The sequence below is a fragment of the Deltaproteobacteria bacterium genome, assembly GCA_040223695.1.
Classification (GTDB): domain Bacteria; phylum Desulfobacterota_D; class UBA1144; order Nemesobacterales; family UBA2774; genus JAVKFU01.
Genome location: JAVKFU010000018.1, coordinates 577779 through 599327, shown reverse-complemented (window position 1 = coordinate 599327; position 21549 = coordinate 577779). Strand labels below are relative to the sequence as shown.

20 protein-coding genes are annotated in these 21549 nt (G+C 49.7%); 7 read left to right on the top strand and 13 right to left on the bottom strand.

The features are described 5' to 3' along the window. Nucleotides 1-51: 51 nt before the first annotated feature. The 3 genes from RIG61_11820 to RIG61_11810 form a co-directional block, all read right to left on the bottom strand. A complete protein-coding gene (locus RIG61_11820) occupies nucleotides 52-525 on the bottom strand; it encodes a hypothetical protein (GenBank protein ID MEQ9619843.1) in 474 nt (157 codons plus the stop codon). A gap of 13 nt (nucleotides 526-538) precedes the next feature. Further along, nucleotides 539-964 (bottom strand): hypothetical protein, encoded by a 426-nt coding sequence (locus RIG61_11815; GenBank protein ID MEQ9619842.1) that lies wholly within the window; start codon nucleotides 962-964, stop codon nucleotides 539-541. Nucleotides 965-1115: 151 nt separating this feature from the next. After that, on the bottom strand, nucleotides 1116-1337 hold the full coding sequence (locus tag RIG61_11810) for a hypothetical protein (protein ID MEQ9619841.1): 222 nt from the start codon (nucleotides 1335-1337) through the stop codon (nucleotides 1116-1118). 365 nt (nucleotides 1338-1702) lie between these two features. On the opposite strand from RIG61_11810, the gene RIG61_11805 reads away from it, so the two are divergent. After that, entirely contained in the window at nucleotides 1703-2368 is a 666-nt protein-coding gene (locus RIG61_11805; GenBank protein ID MEQ9619840.1) for a S24 family peptidase, read from the top strand. A gap of 96 nt (nucleotides 2369-2464) precedes the next feature. On the opposite strand, the gene RIG61_11800 is transcribed toward RIG61_11805, so the two are convergent. From RIG61_11800 to RIG61_11770, 7 genes are all read right to left on the bottom strand, one after another. Further along, nucleotides 2465-2662, bottom strand: coding sequence for a GDCCVxC domain-containing (seleno)protein (locus tag RIG61_11800; GenBank protein ID MEQ9619839.1), 198 nt, complete (start codon nucleotides 2660-2662; stop codon nucleotides 2465-2467). A gap of 42 nt (nucleotides 2663-2704) precedes the next feature. Beyond that, nucleotides 2705-4057 (bottom strand): NAD(P)/FAD-dependent oxidoreductase, encoded by a 1353-nt coding sequence (locus tag RIG61_11795; protein ID MEQ9619838.1) that lies wholly within the window; start codon nucleotides 4055-4057, stop codon nucleotides 2705-2707. Between the two features lie 11 nt (nucleotides 4058-4068). Further along, nucleotides 4069-4410, bottom strand: coding sequence for a heavy metal-associated domain-containing protein (locus RIG61_11790; GenBank protein ID MEQ9619837.1), 342 nt, complete (start codon nucleotides 4408-4410; stop codon nucleotides 4069-4071). Between the two features lie 24 nt (nucleotides 4411-4434). Then, nucleotides 4435-4800, bottom strand: coding sequence for a mercuric transporter MerT family protein (locus RIG61_11785; protein ID MEQ9619836.1), 366 nt, complete (start codon nucleotides 4798-4800; stop codon nucleotides 4435-4437). Between the two features lie 37 nt (nucleotides 4801-4837). Continuing rightward, nucleotides 4838-5248, bottom strand: coding sequence for a MerR family transcriptional regulator (locus RIG61_11780; GenBank protein ID MEQ9619835.1), 411 nt, complete (start codon nucleotides 5246-5248; stop codon nucleotides 4838-4840). Nucleotides 5249-5386: 138 nt separating this feature from the next. Further along, nucleotides 5387-5836, bottom strand: a complete 450-nt coding sequence (locus RIG61_11775) for a DoxX family protein (protein MEQ9619834.1) — start codon at nucleotides 5834-5836, stop codon at nucleotides 5387-5389. Nucleotides 5837-5942: 106 nt separating this feature from the next. Then, nucleotides 5943-6281 carry a rhodanese-like domain-containing protein gene (locus RIG61_11770; GenBank protein MEQ9619833.1) on the bottom strand — a complete coding sequence of 113 codons (339 nt, stop codon included), beginning with the start codon at nucleotides 6279-6281 and terminating at the stop codon, nucleotides 5943-5945. A 103-nt stretch (nucleotides 6282-6384) separates the two neighbouring features. Between RIG61_11770 and RIG61_11765 the strand changes: the two genes are divergently transcribed. Both RIG61_11765 and RIG61_11760 read left to right on the top strand, forming a co-directional pair. Beyond that, nucleotides 6385-6858: a MarR family winged helix-turn-helix transcriptional regulator gene (locus tag RIG61_11765; GenBank protein ID MEQ9619832.1), complete on the top strand. Its 474-nt coding sequence runs from the start codon at nucleotides 6385-6387 to the stop codon at nucleotides 6856-6858. Nucleotides 6859-6969: 111 nt separating this feature from the next. Then, complete coding sequence (locus RIG61_11760) at nucleotides 6970-7257, top strand: hypothetical protein (protein MEQ9619831.1); 288 nt, start codon at nucleotides 6970-6972, stop codon at nucleotides 7255-7257. Nucleotides 7258-7621: 364 nt separating this feature from the next. Here the strand turns inward: RIG61_11760 and RIG61_11755 are convergent, their stop codons facing one another. Beyond that, the gene (locus RIG61_11755; protein MEQ9619830.1) at nucleotides 7622-7966 is read right to left on the bottom strand and encodes a Kazal domain-containing protein; all 345 of its coding nucleotides are present in this window, start codon (nucleotides 7964-7966) and stop codon (nucleotides 7622-7624) included. A 245-nt stretch (nucleotides 7967-8211) separates the two neighbouring features. On the opposite strand from RIG61_11755, the gene RIG61_11750 reads away from it, so the two are divergent. Next, nucleotides 8212-8928 carry an ion channel gene (locus tag RIG61_11750; GenBank protein MEQ9619829.1) on the top strand — a complete coding sequence of 239 codons (717 nt, stop codon included), beginning with the start codon at nucleotides 8212-8214 and terminating at the stop codon, nucleotides 8926-8928. A gap of 198 nt (nucleotides 8929-9126) precedes the next feature. After that, nucleotides 9127-9882: an SDR family oxidoreductase gene (locus RIG61_11745; protein ID MEQ9619828.1), complete on the top strand. Its 756-nt coding sequence runs from the start codon at nucleotides 9127-9129 to the stop codon at nucleotides 9880-9882. Nucleotides 9883-10330: 448 nt separating this feature from the next. Here RIG61_11745 and RIG61_11740 read toward each other — a convergent pair whose 3' ends face one another. Both RIG61_11740 and RIG61_11735 read right to left on the bottom strand, forming a co-directional pair. Continuing rightward, a complete protein-coding gene (locus RIG61_11740) occupies nucleotides 10331-11929 on the bottom strand; it encodes an MFS transporter (GenBank protein ID MEQ9619827.1) in 1599 nt (532 codons plus the stop codon). A gap of 74 nt (nucleotides 11930-12003) precedes the next feature. Next, a complete protein-coding gene (locus RIG61_11735; GenBank protein ID MEQ9619826.1) occupies nucleotides 12004-16815 on the bottom strand; it encodes a VCBS repeat-containing protein in 4812 nt (1603 codons plus the stop codon). Nucleotides 16816-17139: 324 nt separating this feature from the next. On the opposite strand from RIG61_11735, the gene RIG61_11730 reads away from it, so the two are divergent. Beyond that, nucleotides 17140-18213, top strand: coding sequence for an AI-2E family transporter (locus RIG61_11730; protein MEQ9619825.1), 1074 nt, complete (start codon nucleotides 17140-17142; stop codon nucleotides 18211-18213). A 612-nt stretch (nucleotides 18214-18825) separates the two neighbouring features. After that, nucleotides 18826-21528: a PAS domain S-box protein gene (locus RIG61_11725; GenBank protein MEQ9619824.1), complete on the top strand. Its 2703-nt coding sequence runs from the start codon at nucleotides 18826-18828 to the stop codon at nucleotides 21526-21528. Nucleotides 21529-21549 lie beyond the last annotated feature (21 nt).

Below are 21549 nucleotides of genomic sequence, written 5' to 3'. Positions count from 1 at the left end.
TTTTCTTAGGTTCGATAGATACTTTTAATATATTTTAGATTCCAACGTCCTTCACTCCCCTATCTTTAATCCGGCGCCGCTGTATGTCCCGATCTCATGCCCCGTCTTGTCGTCGTATATAGTAACGACGTCCGAGTTCCGGTCCTCGGTTATGTAGTATGACCATACGACGTTCATGAGCGCGGCCTGCTCCTCGAAAGACAGTCCGAAAAAGGGGTCCATCACGTAAACGAAAGGCTGCCCCGCCGGGTTCTCTATCCTCTCGGCGATGCCGCCCTCCACCATCTCGTCCATTATTTTCTTACGCTTTTCCTGGAGGTGCCTCGTTTCCTCTATCTTCTGCTCTAGACTGCCCACAGTGTCCTCCCCGCTCTTTTCATCCTCCGCCTGCTCCACGGCGTTTTGACTGTCCTCCCCGGTCACAAGCTCCTCGTCGCGCGCCCACTCCAGTTCGAGCACGTACGCAGCCATAGCACCTAAAGCCAGCACGAGAAGTAATACGAACGCTACCCTGTTTCGTCTCATAGTATCCTCTAAATCAGAACTGATTATATGTGCACGTGACTGTGATGTCGCCGAGCTCGTCCGACTCTTGCTCAAGGGAGAGGTTTCCGAGCGTCCGGTCTCCTATGGTCGTAATGGTACCCATTATATTATCAAAGGTCCCCGTCTCGAGCGCTACGGTCTCGAAGTCAATCGCCCTGCACCTGATCTGCTCCCATGTGAACTCGCCAGTGTCCGACCTGAAACCCGTGCTGTCACCGAAAAAAGCTATCGTGAAAACAATGACCCCGCCGTTCTGGCACTCCCATTCGGAATCCTGGGTATCGGCAGATGAGCCGTTCAGGAATTGATTGAAAGTGAAATCGCAGGTCTCCCCGCTTTTACATCCTCCAGTGTTTGCTATCGCAACGAGCACCAGAAGAATCGCGGCGGTTACGGATGACGTAAGTATTCTCCTCATGATAAAGCTCCTCCTTTCGCTTTATATGTATTGCTCCGACAACCGCCCCTTTGAACCGGAGATAGTCCTCCGGGGAATAACTGATAATCATTAATAATACATTATTTTATAAAAGTTTTTGACCCTCACGAACAGCTATTTCCGGAACAGGTCAATCTTCCGAATCACCCATCAGGTCCCGGTTTACAAGCTCCGCCCTAGCCAGGTCTTCAAGAGCGAGTATCATGTGATAGAAGGCCGGCGAGCACAGGTCGGGTTTAACTTCCCGCCGTTCCGCCTGAATCTCCATCAGCTCATCCCTTGATAGTAAATCTATATGGGTCAAAACTCTCCGGAATAATTCACTCGATACCTTGAACCTGTCTTCTTTCATAATAAAGCCTCCGCTTCTCTTAACGAGATTATTGAATTTTTAATCCCGGTCGAAAGCCCGTTATGCCCCGAAGAGCGGGCAATACTCCGTCGGGAAGATTCCTCTTCCGGTAACGGCTTGTACTAAACAAAATAGCCGCGGTATTTAAAGATTTTTATTGAAAATCCCAGACCCTTGGCCAAGAGAATAAAGCGACTCCCTTGTTATTGCAAAATACTTACATTAAAATCTACAATATTCGTAAAATTCCTTTTGCTTTACTACATTAAAACACGAAATGTATAAATTAGCAAGCAGCTAATTCGCAATCTGTAAAAAATCTTACAACTTGTGAAGCAGCATTATTATAATCAGGAGGGTCCGAGATGAGAAAATCCGTGGAAGAAATAATCGAAACTATTAAGTCGCTTAAGGGCTTTACAAAGGAGTACGAGGTCGCCGATTCTCTCGGCGTCGGCAGAGGGGCGCTTTCGAACGCCAAACGGAGGGACAGCATATCGTTTCTGGACAAACTTATCTCATTCTGCGAAAGAGAGGAGCTAACGCTTGATTTTATAAAACAGGAACCGTCATTATCCGCAGATTCACTCCGTACCTTGCCTGTAGGGGGCGAGATACCACGTTACGGTCTCGATAAATACGTAGAGCTTCCGGTTTACTCGCTCACCGGAGACGTACCTCCAGACCTCTCCTCTCTCGAGACCGTGGATACAGCTCTAATATCGAGGGATCTCTTCATGGAGGGCTACATCGCTGTAAGGGTAAACGGGGACTCTATGGAGAAGCTTCTCATGGACGGAGCTCATATTCTGATCAATACACGTATGAAGGACATTCTGTCGGGAAGCGTATACACGCTCAATATTCCGAGAACGGGGGTAATAATAAGGGAGTGCTACCCGGAGCCAAGCGGCCTGAGCCTGAGACCATACAATAAGAATTACCCCTGCTCATCTATCAGATGGGAAGACTTCGACCCTGAAATGGTAATCGGCAAAGTCGCCTGCAGCGTCGTGAATGTGTTCAGATGAAGTTGACGCTCATCCAGAACAGACTTGTCTTTTGATTAGATTGGATTATTTATCTAATCATTACAGATATTTGTTCGGGTTAATACAAAGGGACGTTTAAGCTTTATTTTCCCCCTGCATCGGCGGGCATTTAACGCTGCCGTAGGAACAAAACACGCAGCAGTCGCCTTCTATCGGCTTTAAGAGTGTTTTGCAGTTCGCGCATTCATAATAGAACCGACACGAATCTGTCGGCATTGTCTCTTTTTTTTCAAACCCGCATTCCGGGCATCTTATCAGTGATTCCAATTGCATCTTGTTTGCACCGTTCCTTATTTTCTAAACTCATTCCCGCCTCTACACCATATAGCTAATATCCGACGCACTGGTCGGATATGAATACGGCATCAACTTGAGATCCTCCGTGGTTAATCCCGAGCGTATGGCAATTCCGAAAATATTAATTATCTCTTCCGCATGAGGACCGTATATGTGCGCGCCGAGGATGTTATCAGTTCCATCTTCAACCAGTACTTTAAACTCCGAGGATTTTATATTTAATCGCCGGGAGGAGAACCACCCCGAGGTATCCGAATGATTGGTTTTGAAACTGAACCCCTGTTTTTTTGCAGTTTCCTCCTGCAACCCTACAGAAGTCAGGGGCGGGACTGTAAAAACAACGCTGGGGATACCGGAATAATCAGGTGTACGGTGATTTCCATTGATTAAATTACCGGCCGCTATGTGACCCTCCATACCGGCGACAGGTGTTAACGGAGGGCCGCCGCTTGCGGCAGCGTCGCCCGCGGCAAAGACAATGGGGTTTGATACACTTTGTAGATAGTCATTTACGGATACGCCCTTTTTTTCTCTTTTTATATTCGCCTTCTCCAAGTCTAAATCGTCTATTTCAGGCACACGCCCCGCCCCGTGCACAACCATATCGGCATTAAAGATCCCTTTCGAGTTTCCGGACGTATGAACTACTAATCGCTCACCCTTCTTTTCAACCGCCTCGGCGGCGGTATTTAATTCTATATCCACACCAAGTTGACGCGATGCTTCGACCAGCCGGTTAACCAAATCAGGATCGAAACCCGCAAGCGGCCTGTCGCTTCTATGCAGAATTTTAACCTTGGCTCCGGCACGCACGGCTATATGGGCAAATTCAAAGGATATATATCCGCCCCCGATAAAAACGATATTTTCGGGTAACGCGTCGAGTTTCAAAAATTCATCACTTGTCGTGAGGAGCCCTTCGCCGGGAATGTTTAATCCAGCGGGTTTTGCCCCGCTTGCGATAAGCACGTACCGACCCGTGAGCGTATCATCGCCCACCTCGATTGTATCGCTATTGACAAAACGCGCTCTGCCGTGAAATCTTGCAATACCCGCTTTTGTAAACCCTTTTTCTCTGTTTTCAGGTACGGGCTCGGTGAATGTTCTTTTAAAACCCATTAGCTCGGACCAGTTAATTTGAATATCGGCGGCGGATATTCCCTTCCCCCGCATCCGATTGTTCCAGTCAATAAGCTCTGCGGCTCCTACCAGCACCTTCTTCGGGTCGCATCCCCTCAACGCACATGTGCCGCCGTAAGGTCTCGAATCTATGACCGCGACTCCCCAGCCCTTCGATTTGCATTTATGAGCGGCTGTGGACGCCGCAGTCCCCGTACCGATTACTATTAAGTCAAACTTTGTCAGAGCCATATTTAGTTTTTTTATCTCCTCTCAATTTCTGCTTTATAGCTGCCTGCGTCCTCTATAGCTGAAATAATCCGCTCCACAGTAACCTCTCCTTCTTCATACGTTACTCTGGCCTCCTTGTCTTCGAAGCTGACGTCCGCGTCCACGACTCCGTTTAGCTTTTTCAAAGCGGTCTTAATCGTAAGCGGGCAGACCTTGCATGTCATCCCTTCCACTTTCAACACGACTTCGTTTATATCAGACGGGCTTTCTTTCCCCGAAGCCGTAGCATTTGAGGGGCTGTATATATAAAAACCTAGAAATAACATTACGGACAGTAAAAATGTCGCAACCTGTAATTTGCTAAAATTATTCATGCGATACACACCTCCATTGAATTCTCAAGTTAATAAAAACCCTATAATATCGGGTGAAAAGATTAAAGCAGCCACTAAAACAGACGATATCCAGAGAAGGATTTTATTCAGTTTTTTCCTGCCGGGATTTACCGCACAGCTACTGCCCGGGGCGCATTCCCCTCCTCTGTAGGTGAAGAAGAACCCGACCGCGAGGAATCCCACGGCCAGGATTCCGAGAGGCCATCTGTACTCTTCGAACTTTGTAAAAAAAGCCGCCCCGCTTATGCCGAGAAATATAAAAACAAGCGGCCCTATACAGCATAAGGACGCCAAAAGCCCTGCGAGAACGGAACCCAGGAAAGACAGGAGAGTTATCTTGTTACTTTTACCAGACATTTTAGTATTCATTAGTCTTAAAAGGCCCTCCAAACAGGGAGATTCCCGCTTATTTCCTGCCCTCGTCATCGAGCAGGTCGATTATCGGACACCCGGTCGTCGGGCCCTCACCGCTGCATAGAGCTATTAGCTCTGTCAGCGCTTTTCTTATCCTCTTCAGCGAGCGGATCTTATCCTCGATCTCGGAAATTTTTCCCTGTGCGATATTTTTTATATCGGCGCAGGTAGTATTGCGGTCCACTCTCAGGGATAGAAGCAACGAGATTTCCCTCAGGGAAAATCCCAGCTTCTGGGCTCGTTTGATGAACAGGAGACGCGAGACGGATTCTTCCGAATATTGACGGTATCCCGACTCTGTGCGGGGAGGCTCGGGTATGAGCCCCCGCCGCTCGTAATAGCGAATCGTCTCCTTTGTTACGTTTGCCCTTCTGGCCAGCTCGCTAATGGCGATTGCTTTCATTTAGCACCTCGGAACATAGTTTAAACTATGTACCTGGGTACGGAGTCAAATGCTTTTTATAAATGACGGGGATAAATAAATTTCCGGGTGCCTTTCACTTTAATTTAAACGGCTCAAAACCTCCGGACAGCAAAATAGCTACTCGATTCTCCTTCTTATCACACTGTCCACGGACCATTTCCCGCCGCCGCGGAGGAGCACTACGAGAGCGAGTCCGAGCGCGAGCAGGTGGTACTCGAAGCCCTCCCCTTCCTGCGCTCCGAACCAGTTCATGAAAAACCCGTACCGGTGGTGCACCATGAGCACGGCTCCGAGCATTATAAGAGCGACGCCCGCCGCGGCCAGGCGGCTGATGAACCCCGCGATCAGGAAAAGCGCTCCGAAGGATTCACCCAGTATAATGAGCACCGCTATCAGCGCGGGCACGCCTATGCCGGTGAAGTAATCGACCGTGGCTGAAAATCCGTAGCCCCCGAACATGCCGAACAGCTTCTGAAGCCCGTGCGGAAGTATCACGACACCCAGAAAGACCCTAGCTATCAAGGAACCCGAATCACTTTCATCAGTATCAAATAATTTTTTGAACATATCTAATTCCTCCTTGTTATTTCCCTCCTACGCAGGTAGGAGTGAGGGGGATTTTTTTCTTTATATTTCTCAGACCTATAAGAACACGAAATCCCCCTCCCCGAAGTCAATTCTCACTCTTCTCGGACACGAGCGGGAGCCCCGCTTCAATCCAGTGCTGCTTTCCCTCGGCATACTCGTATACGTCCGAGTACCCGAGACTCTCGAGCGTACGGGCGGCTTTGGTCGAGTTCTGGCACTCGGTGCTCGCGCAGTACACTACGACCCTGGCGCCCTTGTCCAGAAGGAGCGCTCCGGCTTTCTCCTCAACCTCCGTATAGTCCATCTGGAGGGCGCCCGGCAGGTGCCCCTCTCTCCAGTACTTCTCGGGAAGCGCCTCGACAAGGGTCACGGGCGAGCCGTTGTCGATGTGAGCGCTCAATTCCTCTCTTGTAATCTGTCTCATTTCAGAGACCTCCTTAAATTGGTATAGTAGTTGCAATTGCAACTATATAAATATATAGCATAAGATGGTTGCAAATGCAACAAGGATGCATTATATTGTGAATATGGAGAGAAAAAGCAGTAAGGAGAACAACAAAAACTGGACGGATACGGAGACTTCCGCATGGACGGGTCTTGTGAAAGCCCAGCAGCACCTGCTGAATAAAGTCGGTGAGGAACTCAAGAAAAAAGGGTTTCCGCCGCTTGCCTGGTACGACGTCCTCTGGGAGCTCGACAGGCATCCGGACGGAAGCCTGAGACTGAATGAGCTCGGAAAGCGGGTGCTCCTCGATAAATACAACGTCACAAGGCTCGTACAAAGACTTGAAGAAGAAGGCCTCGTGAGCAGGACCGCATGCCCTGTAGACGGGAGGGGCATTTTCGCGTGCATTACAGAGAAGGGCAGGAAGCTGAGGAAAGAAATGTGGCCTGTATACGAGCGCACTGTAAGGGAACACTTCCTTTCAAAATTCGACAGGAAGGAAATAGCCGAATTAAATAAATTCGTTAAGCGCATAAGGGAAAACGTCCCCGAATAATACCGGACGGCTGCGCATAAAATCCGATTGTGTTAGTCACCCAGTGACAGTATAATGGTTCTGACGTTAAGCTAAATCATACCAGTCAGAGAAGTCGAAAGGAGGTTTTTCGTGAGGATACTAATTTTATCACTTCTGATCACGTTCTTAACACTGCCGGCAATAGCCCAGAACCAGGTGGAATATCCGGTCGTTAAAATCAAGGGAGAATACATGATAATCGGGCAGAAGCCCTACAAGGTTATAGGCGCATGCGAGAGCTTCGAGGAAGGCGACAGCGTAACGTTTACGGCAGACCCCATTACCTGCGAGCAGGTTACGGCGTTTAACGTCACCCGCCTTACAAAGTGCGAGCTTGAATGTCTTGAGAATCTGGAGCTTCCGCCAGACCCGGAGTAACAGCGCGTAAGTTGGAAAAAGAGGACAGTTATATGTCCTTCGGTTGGACTCAGGGCGAACGGGCTAGAATGAAGAAAGACGCACGCGATTCAGGATTCACGATGGAGAGCAAAAATCTAGATTGCCGCGGTTGCTGCGCAACCTCGCAATGACCGATTAGAGTCAAACGCAGAAGAAGTGGATTAAACAGTGGGGCATCCTTCGACCGGGCTCAGGATGAATGGGTTTTTGTAAAGATTTGGAAGGCCGAGCCCGCAGCGCAGATTCTGCGCTGATGTATGATTTCTTTAAAACTTCTCCGACTAATCAACACCCCTCATCAGCCTCTCTATTCTCAAATACGAGCACATGTTATGTGCCGCTCTCACTTAACCCCGCACTCCCCGTCGTGGGCCTTCTGTACCCCTACGGTCATGCGGTCGCAGTCGTTTCCGTAGGTCTTCCCGTCACAGCCGCACACGGGTCTGTATTCTCTTGTGCACATTGCCGGCTGCTCGATACATACCCCTCCGAGATCGGCTACTCCGCACTTGCCCTCGGGCAGCTCGCAGAATTGTCCCTGAGCGCAGGCGATACGCTCTATCCCGCCGCAGGCGTTAGCGTTCACTATCTTCGCAGGCTCGTCGCTGTGACAGCTAACCGCCATTATCCCCCCTGCGAGAAGGAGAGACAGCACCATAATAGAGGCAGCGGATCTAATATTCTTCATCTTAATCACCCTGCCAGTTCGTGATATTGAAAATTATGATTGTGTGTAAAGCGCATTATCCTCACGCTGCAAAATTTCAAAATTCGACTCCCGAGCATGCAAATTAACATCATTTAATTATACTGCAGGTAGGTCAAAGAATGTTTCACAAATATCACTCTCTATTTTCCCGCTCTTGCCCCCCTACTTTCTCCCTCTAAATATTGTTATAGTTAATCGTTATAAAATTTATCGAGGAGGATGTCATGCCCAACCCCGACCAAAAAAAACCGAGCATATGGTCAAGGCTCTTCGACCGTATGAGAAAGAGAAGATTCTCGTATCTGACCAAGTCCCTCCTCCTGCTAATCCTCGCATACCCTTATCTCGAACACGACCTCGCGGGACAGATACTCATGACCGTAATAACGATAATGGTAATGATGTCGCTCGTAGTCGCCGTGAGCGACAGGAAACGGTATATAATAATTGCGCTATTGTTCGCGATTCCGTGGCTGGTCAGCTTAATAATCAACTTTCCGCTCATAGAGGAAGACCGCTCAGTGCTCATAAGAAGGGATATCATATTTGCCGTTCTACTCTTTTTATACACTACCTACAGGATTTTCATGCATCTGATAAGGAGCAGAGAGGTAACAACCGAAATACTGTTCGCGGCAGTCTGCGTATATCTGCTGATCGGACTTTCCTGGACCGCCATATATATACTGCTCGATTTTTTATATCCGGGCTCGTTCGTCGATATACAGGGACAGGCGGTAAGCGACGCCCCCCTTTACCTCTTTTTCAGCTACGTGAGTCTTACTACGGTTGGATACGGGAATATTATTCCGGCGACGGACCACGCGCGTTCGCTCGCGATGATAGAGGCTATAATGGGCCAGCTCTACCTCACAATCATGGTCGCCCGCCTCGTTGGGCTCCATATATCCAAGTCCCGCGCAACGGAGGAAGGTGTTTGACACAACGCTATTTCTTTACCCCGACACGCTTAGCCTGATTCTCCGATTTGCAGGGGACCGTTCATATATTATTCCGAATGCCGTCGGGGAAAACGCCGGGATTTCATTGTTATTCCTCCCCCCTTTATCAGGTACGCTTTATGTACATAAACCCATTATGTTTATTATCACAATCAAACCAATCACGGAGGTTTTAAAATGAGACTCGAAGGGAAAACAGCCCTCATAACAGGGGGTAATGAAGGAATCGGAAAGGCCACGGCGCTCATGTTCGCAAAAGAAGGTGCGAAAGTCACCGTTACCGGAAGAAGAAAGGAGAAACTCGACGAGGTGGTAAAGGAAAGCGGCGGCAGGATAGTGGCGATTCAGGGCGACGTTTCAAATGAAAACGACGTCAAGTCCACCGTAGATGAGTTCGTGAAGCAGTTCGGCAGGATCGATATATTGTTCAATAACGCGGGCATACTGGAGACGGGCACCGCCGTCACCACGAGCGTCGAATCCTGGGACAAGATGATAGACATCAACGTCAAGGGGATGTACCTCATGACAAAAGAGGTTCTTCCTCACATGCAGAAGCAGGGCGGGGGTGTAATTATAAATAACGGCTCGGTGCTGAGTCATATAGGGTGTCAGAACGCGGTCGCCTACAACACCACCAAGGGTGCGGTGCTCCAGTTTTCAAGGAGCCTCGCGATTGACCACGCAAAAGAAGGGATCAGGGTCAACACCATCTGCCCCGGATTCATAAAGACCAAGATGAACGAGGACTTTATCGGCAACCCCCCCGACGCGCAGGAGCAGCTCGACGAAATAGCGGGCCAGATAGTGCCGATGGGATACCGGGGCGAGGTGGACGACATAGCGTACGCGGTCGTTTACATGGCGAGCGACGAGTCGAAATACATGACCGGAGCGAGCCTCATCGTGGACGGCGGCTGGTCGTGCTATTGAGCCGGGAGGACACCTTCCTTACAGAGAGAGGAATCAAGGAGCGGAGTCGCAGGAAAAAGACCCCCCACCTTAATCTGTTTTGGGTTTAGCAGCGATATGCCCGAGATTGATGGGCTTATGTGCTTTTAACTAAGTGCGTCCGATTCCTCGCTAGCTCGAAATCGTTCTCCTTGCAGGGGGAGGAAACTGGTTGTGCAGTGTAGGGATTGCAGGGGAATCAGGAAGAAACCGTCCTTCGACCAAGCTCAGGACGAACGGGCTTTTAAACAATAAAATCGCCCTAAATATGTTTCCTTCGACGCAGTTCCACAAGTTAGCGACCTTGTAGCCAACGGCGTCCGGTTCTGAACTAGTGCAAGAACCGTTCCCCTTTACAAAAGGGGGAAATAGTTCTCTCCCACTCCTCTGAGTACTACCAGCATGTATCCTCAAGCCTGCAAATCCTGAGCTAAGACGAAGGATGTTCCGCTTCCTCCCTCCTCCTCATAGCAGCGAGCGCTATAAAGGTGCAAAGAAAAGAGAGAGCGGCCGAGGTATATAGAATGAGGGAAAAGCCCTTTACGTAGGATTCCCGCACGAGCCCCTCGAGCGCCGCTTTCATCTCTAGGCCCACTTCCGCGGGTATCTCCGCTCCGGCGAGCTTTATCCGCTCCCCATCGAGCAGCTCCTTCACTTCTTGATGCACTCCCAGAGAGTCCATTCCGTGATCCAGGTGGCCGTTAAACGCGTGCAGTATCACGACTCCGAGCACGGCGATTGCGACAAGCCCAGCCACCCTGGACACGGCGTTATTTATACCCGACGCGGTGCCGGAAAAACTCACCCGCACGGCGTTCATCACCGCAGTCGTAAGGGGCGCTACGCTGAGAGCGAGTCCCGCACCGAGCACGGCTACTCCCGGCAGAAACGTGGTGAAATAGCTCCCGTCTCCCTGAAGGAGCGCTATCAGCAGGTACCCCGCGCCGCCGATAAAGGTACCTGCGGCAAGGGGCATCCTCGCGCCGTACCTGTCTACCAATCCTCCCGCCCAGCGGGAAAATACGAACAGTATTACGATTATCGGAAGGAAAGCGGCCCCCGCCCCGGTCGCCGTATAGCCGTAAACCTGAATCAGGGCAAAGGGCAGAAAGAAGAAAGTGCCTCCGAGAGCGCCGTACATGAAAAGAGTTACCGCATTTGCCGCGCTGAACGTGCCGGAGCGGAAAAGGCTAAGCGGCACCATTGGACTTTCAGACGCACCCTCCACAATCACAAACGCAATTAACGCGGAAGCGCCGAGCAGGATTGACGCGGTAACGAGAGGATGACCGAGGCCCAGATTCGAGGACTCGATCAGACCGAATATCAGCCCCCCAAGTCCCGCTGTGGCAAGCGCCGTGCCCCAGTAGTCGAACTTGCATTTAGCTGTATCCCCCCTGCTCTCGGGAACGCGCAAAAATAGTATAACAATGACGGCAAGGGCAATGGGAAGGTTTATGAGGAATATCCATCTCCAGGACGCGTTCTCGATAAGCCACCCTCCGAGAACGGGGCCGACCGCCGTTGTGATAGCCGAGAACGCGGACCACGTCCCTATGGCCTTCCCCCTCTCTGAGGGCCCGAAATAAGCCGTTATTATAGCGAGGCTGCCCGGAATCAGCATCGCCCCGCCTATTCCCTGGAGGGCGCGGAAGGCAATCAACTGGTCAACATTCACCGCAAGGCCGCAGAGAACCGACGATATCATAAAGAGCGCAGCCCCTATACCGTAAACGAGCCTCCTTCCGAACCTGTCCCCGAGCACGCCGCCCGTTAGTATCAGGGCCACGAGGAAGAGCGTGTACGCCTCTATGACCCATTGCACCTCTGTTATCGTAGCCCCCAGCCTGTCCTGAAGCGCGGGAAGCGCAACGTTTACGGCGGTGCCGTCTATGTAGGCCATGCTCGCGCCGAGTATGGTCGCGGCAAGCACCCACCGCCCGGTGGCTTTCTTCGATAAAACCGCTGGAGCGTCTTTCGCCGCTTCCGCGGAAACGCCTAAAGAAGGGGGTCTTCCCAGGATTCCCATAGAGACTTTAGGTAAGCACAGTAAACAGGAAATGTAAACTTGCTTCGGTTAACGCCTCAATATGCTGCTTATAGCTATGCGCTATCACGCCTCCTTCTGACAGCCACCCGGACGCCGACCAGTAATCCGAGCGCAATCGGAATCAGAATGTTTGGCAGAGACGACTCTGTAACCGATATCCCCGCCAGTCCGCAGCCGCCTCCCGAGTCGGGGTCACCGTCTACAGCAATAAGCACACCGGGCCCTCCCGGGTCGGTAACCATCCCGTCCGCAGTAAGATCCGAGTCCCCTCTACCGCCGTCCATTATTGTGAGCAGTATGTTCCCGTTAGGCAGGAACTGGGTCCCTGTCGTGCCGTCGAACGTAAACTCGTAGCAGTGGGGCACGGGGTTGTCAGGGGTGGGGCCGAACTTAAAGAACCTGCTGAAGGGCCCCGCTCCGGGCGGAAGCATGTATTCGACCTGTATCGTCCCGCCGGGCGTTACGTTCGATACCTTGTATGTAAAGAAGCCTAACGGGTATTCGGCGATGAGGCCGTCAATCATATCCGGGCATTCGGGCGTTACCTGCTCCGCTCCTGATATCACAGTCCCTTCGGGGCTGATTATCGTCACGTCTCCCACCACTGCAACGTTCTCCCCCGACGGAGGAGGTGAAGGCATGGGTGTAGGTGTTGGCGTTGACGTGGGTGTTGGAGGTACGGGAACCGCTCCACACGCTTCATTACCATCAACAAGCCCCAGATCCTTCGCCCTGCCGGCTACGACAAGCACCGCGCACGGTGCCTCATTCTCGCCAATATTATTCAAAAGGAAAGAAAACCGCTTCTTCCCGTCCTTTATCCCCAGATTCTCCTCAGGGATTTCCCCAAGCAGCTCGCCGGTCTCAAGGTCAAACAGCTCCACCTTCCCTCCAATCTCGAGTCCTTCGACAATACCTTTGACAAGAAGTTCCTGAATAGATTCGGTATATACCGCCTCCGTTATTATTACTCGAGGACATTCCAAAACCATCTGTGTCATGTTCACCGCGGGAGGCGCCACCTTGGAGCGAGCCTCCACAAATATATTATGAAATCCGCATTCCTGCGGCGAGAAAGAAGCAAATGCAACAAAACTACTGTCCGTCCGTATATGCGGTATTTCTTCCTGATCGAAAAGCTCGCCTCCATTATCCGGATCGCCGTCGAAAAACGAGACTGTGACGTCGTCCGCGGCAGTGCCGATAGTTTTTATTATGGCGTCTATACCAGACCTCTCCCCGGGAACTATCTTAAATGGAGAAGCCGTTACGCTCTCCACCTCGACAGACGCGCCATTTATCCTTGTAAGCTCCTCCCCGGATGAGGAGGATGTAAGCGACAAAGCCGCGGGAGGAGGCGGCTGTACATAGAACACCTGCTTATAAAGACCCACATTGTTACTGAAATCCTGGACGTCCACATCTGTAAACGACGTAATCATTGCGGGGGGAATCCGATTCAACCCCAGCCCGGGCAGTTCCGAGACAAGGGAGCCGCCGTTTTCCATCCAGACCACCACCCAGAAATACCAGTATGTATCACCGAGCCCGGTCGTATCTAACGTCGTTCGGGCAAATTCCCAGTTAGGCGGATTAGTACAGCTCGGGTCGGTAAACGGCTCCGTACAGTTATCGGGGTTGTTTCCCGAAGGAGGTATCACGGGCAGCGTCTGCGTGCCTCCAATAAGTACGCTGTCGCCCGTCAAGTTGCTGCCGTCCCATTCCTGACGGTAGAACCGGACCATGACCTCCGATCCCGCCGGCATATCAGTCAGGCTCAGGTTATAAACCCTCGCGCACAAAAGCAGGGTGTCCCCTTCGACGGCCCTCGTCCTCTGAGGCCCGATCGCCTCATGGTCGTCGCAGGGCGTGTCCGGCAAGGTTTCCGGTACTACGAAGAAGCCCCTCATGTGATAGAACAGGGTCTTTACAGGGACGGTAGGGAACTGGTCCTTTGGATTAAATGTGAATTCGCCGAGCTGGGTTATATTATCGTCCGGAGGGGTGTTAAACGTCCATCGGAACGGATGGTTCAGGCCGACGTCCGGGCTGGTATATGTAGATGTCCACCAGCCTCCTGAGGTCATGGCATTCGGGTTCGCCATAAAGCCCAGGAACAGCGGGCCCTCCGTCTGGAGGTCCACCACACTCGCAAGAGTTCGCTTATCCAGCGTAAATTCAGGCGGGGTTTGGCCGAACAACAGCGACGCGTATGGGTACTGGGTATCGGTCGCAGCAGGGAAAGCGTCCTCTCTCGTAATCGTAAACCCTTGCGAAGCCGTAGTGGTTTTCTCGGTCGTAAGATTGTTGGATATCGACCTGCTCTTGTTGTAGTCAAAAGAAGCGTCAGCATCTCCTCCGACGCCGTCAAACTCCACGCTTCCCGAAACAGCCTCCGAGGTATTAAAGGAATGAGTTTCTCCCGAGCCCGTTGTTATCCCCGACGTGGTGGTCGATTGCCACTTTACTGAAACTTCCGACGCACCCGAGGGACCCGTAGAGTTTACCTGTATCTCATTAGCGTCTATGGGCAAAAAGCCGGGGAACTCGTTTTCGAGGTGGGCCAGAGTCCACGGATAGGTAAGTACGTTTAGGGGCTCTACTACCGGCTGATACCACTCCATAGTGGAGGCTGCAGGGACTCGGTTAAACTGGATATTATCCGGCGCTGTATACTGTATGTGCATGGGAGCAGTAGGTATCGTGCATACGTCGGTGGTAGGACAAGACGACCCGGCAACACAAGCTGCGCACACCTGACCGTCCGCCCCCAGGACGGGGTAAGTCCATATATTCAAATTCTTTTGGGTAAAGAACAGAATATCGTCAGTGGAGGTGCTGCTCTCAAAACTCTCACTCTCCTCCACATATCTATCGAACTTTCTTGAAACGCTGCCGTCATGTGACTGCTCTGCAGTCTGAGTAAAGGCTGCGCTGACACTATCGACGTCCGCAAAACCGTAAGTAATTTTTTCTGAGAATTCCTGCCTGGTAGAAAAACTGTAACTCGTAGTGCTTGTTGACGATACAGACTGACCCGAAGTCACTTCCTCTCCGAACGTAGAGAAAAAGTTAAGCGGAAAAGCCGTTATCTCTCCCGGAGTGTTGGATGCCCCCTGGGGGCCCGGCAGGCTGGTCATATGCATGGGGGGTACGCCCTGGACAAGATCCACCTGCTTATGATTGTTAATGACAATTTTATTGGGATCGCCGAGTAAAAAAGAGTGGCTCTCGAGGTCCCCGGCCGCAAGCTGGGGAGCCCCTATTATACCGTCTCCCAGATCGGCTACAATCACTTCGGACAACTGTGCAGTATCATCGAATATGCGCAAGGTAGTACCGTTCGTCTTTAAGTTGTCAAACCTGCAGCCTGAGCTCGCCTCATAAAAAACAGCCGCGACCAACGGGACAGGTACGGGAATGTCAGTGTTATAATTAAAATTCCCTACGGCTATATCGCTCATACAGAAGCGCAGGCCCCCGAGACTAATAGTATCAGCCGCGAAGGTGTGATTAATCAGGCTGAAACTCAAAGGGTTCGGAGCATTGTTATCGAAGTCCACGATGGACAGCTGAACAAAAGACAGACAGCCGTCCTGACAATTGACGAACTGGGCGCTCATCCCGATCGCGGTAAGCTGCTCACCGGTTATAAACTTTTTGCTGTCGGCCATGACTATTATATCCGCGCCGCCCCCTAAATCGACATCGGAGCTGTTTATAGTCTGGGTCGCTACGTTTATCGGCGTGTTTGTGCTCGGATCCAGCTCAAAGGCCTTGATTTCGGCAAGTATTAGCTCGCCGCTTACCTGGCCCGGGTAATCAATCCCCCCTATCACTATAATCTCGTCCACAAAAGGATTGATAGTGTCAAACTCCCCCGCTGCCACAGCTACAGTCCTCACACTGAGCGTAAAATCGAGAGCGGATATATCAATCATGGTAGGAGTTATGGCGAGAGTAACGGGGTCCACTTCGAGCAGATAAAGTTCCAGCTTGTCCGTGCCGCTTATACCAACACCCACAATATCCTGCTTGCCGTCGCCGTTAAAGTCACCGACTGCGACATCGCGAAGCACAAGCCCCGTACCCTCGGGACCGTATGTAACCCCGCCAAATATATCACCAGGGTCCGTCGCATCCGAGAACGAGATTATTCTGTAACCGCCGTCGCCCAGATAGTTGACGAATATATCCTCTATTCCGTCATGGTTGAAATCACCCTTCGTCATGCTCCAGACCACTCCGGTTAAGTCGCCGGTGCCGAACGGTAGCGTAGTATCGAGGCTTCCGCAGTCAAGCAGCCCGATGTTCCCTCCTGTGCCTGGCACAACTCTCCACAACGAGAGTATAAGCTCGTCCGGCCCTACTCCCGCGCATAGAGAATCTCCGATATTATTGGCGTCGCTGTTTGAGGTGACTACAGCGGCTAGACCCGCTGTCCGCAAGCTGGGGAAAATATCTCCCGTGAAGTGGCCTATTACTATCTTGTCGGTTTTGGCGAGCGTTGTGGCATTTTTAGATACTAGATCATTGAACTGCTGGGAGATCGCGTTATTTTCCGCCTCGAAAAACCAGACCTTTGTATCTATAGCATTCCCCTGAGCCGCTATTGTAGCGGAGATCGCCAGGTCGTCGAACTCCAGAAAGTTTCTCTCACCGTTTAAGATATCGTTGCATTCCTCATAAAGATTGCCGCTCTGGTTCGAATAAAGCCCCATGCTATTGAACGGCGGCTGCGGGCAGCAGAAAGCCTGGCCTGTGGGGCACACCGCCTCAGCAGTAGTACTGAAATATAAAGCGGAAATTAGTACAAGCGCTGCACACGCCGACAAAGCTACGCCTAAGAATCGTTGTGCATTCATAGGATTTTCCTCTTCTTAACTACTGCTGCCTTTTATTTACAACTGACGAAACTAATCAATGGTGCGATATAGTAATTTCTCAGTTTGTGAGAAACTACATATATAACTTTTTTAGTATTAAACTTTCCATTTATACTATAATATAAAGAACACCTATAAATCAACCAGTATTTCACCGCTTGTATATAATTTTTCCCTGCTCAAGGAAAGTTCTGAATATTTACAGCTTATTGACATGATAATTAAAATTCCATACTCAGATGGTATAATTGTGAGCGGCATTATAATATCTATTTCTCTACGGAACCTTGCTCATACTATCATATGACCGATAAACCGCCCAAATTCGCAATGCATCCCCTGCTGTCCCTCGCGGCTATAGTCATAATCATAGCCGGCATAAAGGAAATAGCCCCTATACTCAATATATTTCTGGTGGCCCTCCTCCTTGCCGTGAGCGTCTCGCCCGTACTCACCTGGCAGATAAAAAGGGGATGGCCAAAGGCCGTCTCGCTTATCGTAACTATATTTATAGTGCTTATTGTGGCGGGCGGTCTCTCGACAATATTGGGAATAGCAGGCAACAATATGGCCTCAAAGGCGCCCGAATACCAAGAGCGCATCACGGAGCTTTACAAGAAAGGTCTGGATAATCTCTCTGAAAGGGGCATTGAAATAGCCGAGATAAAGGAGCTCGATATATTCAGCCCTGACAGGCTGGTCTCGTTCGGCACCTCGTTCATCGAGAATCTGTTTTCGACTTTCGGCAACGTCTTCTTCGTCCTGATACTGATGATATTCATGCTTATCGAATTCGCCGACCTCACTAAAAAGGCGGAGCACGGCGAGTTCGCCGAGGATTCATGGCAGCACAGGTTCGGCGATATATCGAACGACCTCAAGAAATACGTGTCCATAAACGCCGTCACAGGTCTAATGACCGCTGTCGCTGACGTTATTCTGATGCTGATTATGGGAATCGACTTCGCCGTCATATGGGGGTTCCTTGCGTTCTTCTTCAGCTTCATACCCAATATAGGCTTCTTTCTGAGCGTGATACCCCCCGCGCTTATCGCGCTGCTGGAGTTCGGATGGGTTCACTGCCTGATACTGGTCATAGGGTTCATCGTAATAAACGCCTTTATAGATAACGTAATAAAGCCCAAGTTCCTAGGGCAAGAATTCAATATGTCGATTCTGCTCGTCTTTCTCTCGCTTCTGTTCTGGAGCTGGGTGCTCGGGGCTATAGGGGCCATACTGGGCGTCCCGCTCACTATGGCTGTCAAGAGGATTACGGAATTCATGAATAGCGATATGAGCTCAGGCCATGATGAGCCGCCCGAAGAAGAAACTGCCCTTCCTTCCGAAACGGGCGAAGAAAGCAGCACACACACGTAGTGTGTTTTATGGTTTCTTCGGTGCTCCTCTGAAAACACTCAACAACACGTGCAGATCGGCGCACCATAAGCTGTTACCATAAGGAAGGCGTCCTTCGATTGGACTCAGGACGAACGGGTTTTTATAAAGATTTGAAAGGCCGAGCCCGCTGCGCAGATTCTGCGCCCATATACACCGTGTGATCCTGGGGCCCCGCCGAATACCCTCCATATTTCCAGCGGGTGATTTCCAACCTGCTCATATTGAGCGCGCATAAATTGCGCAGTCGAAGGATGATTTTTTTTAACTCCGCCGCCACAACAGCACCCGTCATCAGCCTCTCTATTCTCAAATACGAGCACATATTATCTGCCGCTCATGCCGAGTCCAATCGAAGCAGGTAGATTTACGGTTTTGAGACAAGCATGGCGATAAATCACCCCGGCATAATTCCGAAATTACGCTTATTTCAAAAGTACAATATAGAAAGTAAATGGTTTAATAACATTTCAAAAATACTTCCAATCATACATGAAACATGTTAAGATTTTCGTTGAATTAAGATAATTCTGTGAATTAACAATTATAACGATTTAAGGTCTGTAGAACAAAATATCGTTACCGAGGGTTATCATGCCTGAAGGGGAAGAGAAGGTAGCATCTCGGAAGAGTAATAGAAGTGCTACGTCAAATTTAAGAAACGATAAAAGCAACAAACCAAAAGACTACCAGCACTTTACCCAGAACCTGACCAATCAATCCGCTGAGGAATACAGCGAATTATTCTTTAGCGCCTTCAATTATGCCGCTATAGGCATGGCTCTGGTCTCACTCGAAGGAAAATGGATGACGGTAAACCGGTCTTTTTGCGAATTGACCGGATATACCGAAGAGGAACTAAAAGCCATAGATTTTCAGACCATTACTCATCCGGATGACCTTGAGGAAGATCTCGAATACGTCCGCAGAATGCTAAACAAAGAGATAGACACCTATCAGATGGAAAAAAGATATATCCATAAACTCGGGCACATCGTATGGGTTATTCTCAGTGTCTCACTGGTAAACGACTCAAGCGGCAACCCGTTATATTTTATAGCTCAGATACAGGATATAACCGAGCGTAAGCAATTAGAAAATTCCCATCATGAAATTATCGCGAAATTATCTAAAAAAAACCGATACGAGTCAATCATCAGGGCTGTAACACAGACTGTACACAGGTCTATCGATCTTCAGAAAGTTATCGAAGACTCGGTCAACAGTATGAGTATGCATATAGAAAAAGCGGATAATGTTTCAATCTATATGGTAGAGGGGAAGAAAGCTGTTATAAAGAGTTACAGAGGTTACCCGGAATCATTTATAGAGAAGGTAAGCAGAATACCCTATCCCAAAGGCTTTACATGGAAGACAATAATAGAAGGAGAAGTACAATACTGCGCGGACACGGATAAAGACACGGCTATGGGGCCGGCCGGGCATAAAATCGGCACCAAAAGCTATCTCTCCATGCCTATTCAAAAGAAAAATAGAACTCTGGGGTGCATAAATATAAATTCCCTACAGAAAAATGCCTTTGATGAAGAAGAGCTGAAGCTGCTAGAGATTGTAGCCAAACAGATAGAAATGGCTATAGGTAACGCGCGTAAGGCAGAGGAGCTCAGGACAGCTAAAAAGAGGCTCGAGGAACGGGTCAAGCAGAGAACAAAAGAGCTGACCAAGACAAATGAATCTCTAAGGATAGAGATTTCAGAGCGTACAAAGACAGTAAAACGCCTTAGTATTATGAGCGGCATCTCAAGGATACTTTCCTATGAATCAAGGTTTGAAAGAGCCGCGCCGAAGATTCTGAGAGAATTATTCAAGGTTTTGGATATGGAGGTAGGTGAATTATGGCTTCCTACCACTATTAACTCGGAGACGCTTTTTTGCGCTGAATTCAAATCGTCATTAAAAAGCAAGGCGGCAAGGAAATTTAAGAAATTCACAATTAAGACTACGTTGGGCATCGACAGTTTCCCGGGCTACAGTCTAAAGAAGCGTAAACCTGTCTGGATACCCGATCTTACGAAAAACCCGGTATTCACACGCAGGCAACTTGCCCAAGAGCTTGGCCTCCGTTCCGGGTTAGCATTCCCCATAATTGTAGATGGGAAACCTGTAGGCGGAATGAACTTTTTTACAACGAAGATGGCAGAGACTTCCCCCGATCTTTATGAGATGATGACCAAACTCGGGCACGATATAGGCCAGTTTTTGTCAAGGGCTAAAATGGTGGAGGAACTCCGGGAGAGCGAAGCCCGTTTCCGCACAATGGCGGACAGCGCTCCCGTAATGATATGGATCGCGGGAACGGACAAATCGTGTATATGGTTTAATAAGGAGTGGCTCGATTTCAGGGGCAGGAATCTCGAGGAAGAAATAGTGAACGGATGGGTGGCGGGTATTCACCCCGATGACCGAAAACCGTGTATCGAAACTTATCATACAGCGTTCGACAAGCGCGAGTCTTTCGAGATGGAATACCGTCTGCAAAACGCCGAAGGCGAATACCGGTGGATTGTGGATCGCGGGATTCCGAAATTCAGCGGAGATGGAATGTTCAGAGGTTATATCGGCTCCTGTGTTGATATCCATGACAGAAAAATTACGGAAGAATTGAGGCGGATTAAACTTACCGAGAGAGAAAACCTTCTGAGAGAAGTCCAACACCGTATCAAGAACAACCTTCAAATGGTTATGGACATGCTCGATCTGCAGTACGAGGCTATTAAGAGTAAAAAGGCCAGGGACGCACTCAGAGACACAAGGAGCCGCATCATGTCAATCGCCCGATTGCACACTCGACTCCGGGATGAAAAAAAACCTGACCAAATCCACTTAGCCGACCATATCGAGCACCTTATACAAGATTTGCAAAAAATTTCTGGACGCAAGGATGACTCAGTTAAATTCAATTTAGATATCGAAGACATAAAGCTCGATGCCGACACCCTAGTTTCAGTGGGTTTTATAATTAACGAGCTGGTTTCCAATTCACTCAAACACGCATTCGGACAAGAGAACAAGGGCATCGTCTCAATCAAACTCTCCTCAAGCGGCAAAGAAAAGATAACTCTGGAAGTGAGTGATAACGGCGACGGCTTGCCGAAAGGTTTTAATTTTAAATCCACAACTACGCTGGGAATTAATATAGTAAGAACATTCACCCAACAGCTTGGAGGGAAATTAGTAAGGCTGAATAGTCGGAAAGGGGCGGGATTTAAAGTAACCTTCAAACATAGCCGAGGTGAATTCGGCCATGTTCAAAAATATGAATCATCCCATATTTAGAAATCCGGTAATCTTCTCTTG

Excerpts from the sequence above, each read along its gene's own strand:
- RIG61_11750 (MEQ9619829.1), top strand. The coding sequence starts at position 8,212 with ATGCCCAACCCCGACCAAAAAAAACCGAGCATATGGTCAAGGCTCTTC.
- RIG61_11755 (MEQ9619830.1), bottom strand. The coding sequence starts at position 7,966 with ATGAAGAATATTAGATCCGCTGCCTCTATTATGGTGCTGTCTCTCCTT.
- RIG61_11795 (MEQ9619838.1), bottom strand. The coding sequence starts at position 4,057 with ATGGCTCTGACAAAGTTTGACTTAATAGTAATCGGTACGGGGACTGCG.
- RIG61_11805 (MEQ9619840.1), top strand. The coding sequence starts at position 1,703 with ATGAGAAAATCCGTGGAAGAAATAATCGAAACTATTAAGTCGCTTAAG.
- RIG61_11740 (MEQ9619827.1), bottom strand. The coding sequence starts at position 11,929 with ATGGGAATCCTGGGAAGACCCCCTTCTTTAGGCGTTTCCGCGGAAGCG.
- RIG61_11735 (MEQ9619826.1), bottom strand. The coding sequence starts at position 16,815 with ATGAATGCACAACGATTCTTAGGCGTAGCTTTGTCGGCGTGTGCAGCG.
- RIG61_11765 (MEQ9619832.1), top strand. The coding sequence starts at position 6,385 with ATGGAGAGAAAAAGCAGTAAGGAGAACAACAAAAACTGGACGGATACG.
- RIG61_11810 (MEQ9619841.1), bottom strand. The coding sequence starts at position 1,337 with ATGAAAGAAGACAGGTTCAAGGTATCGAGTGAATTATTCCGGAGAGTT.
- RIG61_11785 (MEQ9619836.1), bottom strand. The coding sequence starts at position 4,800 with ATGAATACTAAAATGTCTGGTAAAAGTAACAAGATAACTCTCCTGTCT.
- RIG61_11730 (MEQ9619825.1), top strand. The coding sequence starts at position 17,140 with ATGACCGATAAACCGCCCAAATTCGCAATGCATCCCCTGCTGTCCCTC.
- RIG61_11775 (MEQ9619834.1), bottom strand. The coding sequence starts at position 5,836 with ATGTTCAAAAAATTATTTGATACTGATGAAAGTGATTCGGGTTCCTTG.
- RIG61_11745 (MEQ9619828.1), top strand. The coding sequence starts at position 9,127 with ATGAGACTCGAAGGGAAAACAGCCCTCATAACAGGGGGTAATGAAGGA.
- RIG61_11780 (MEQ9619835.1), bottom strand. The coding sequence starts at position 5,248 with ATGAAAGCAATCGCCATTAGCGAGCTGGCCAGAAGGGCAAACGTAACA.
- RIG61_11770 (MEQ9619833.1), bottom strand. The coding sequence starts at position 6,281 with ATGAGACAGATTACAAGAGAGGAATTGAGCGCTCACATCGACAACGGC.
- RIG61_11815 (MEQ9619842.1), bottom strand. The coding sequence starts at position 964 with ATGAGGAGAATACTTACGTCATCCGTAACCGCCGCGATTCTTCTGGTG.
- RIG61_11800 (MEQ9619839.1), bottom strand. The coding sequence starts at position 2,662 with ATGCAATTGGAATCACTGATAAGATGCCCGGAATGCGGGTTTGAAAAA.
- RIG61_11820 (MEQ9619843.1), bottom strand. The coding sequence starts at position 525 with ATGAGACGAAACAGGGTAGCGTTCGTATTACTTCTCGTGCTGGCTTTA.
- RIG61_11725 (MEQ9619824.1), top strand. The coding sequence starts at position 18,826 with ATGCCTGAAGGGGAAGAGAAGGTAGCATCTCGGAAGAGTAATAGAAGT.
- RIG61_11790 (MEQ9619837.1), bottom strand. The coding sequence starts at position 4,410 with ATGAATAATTTTAGCAAATTACAGGTTGCGACATTTTTACTGTCCGTA.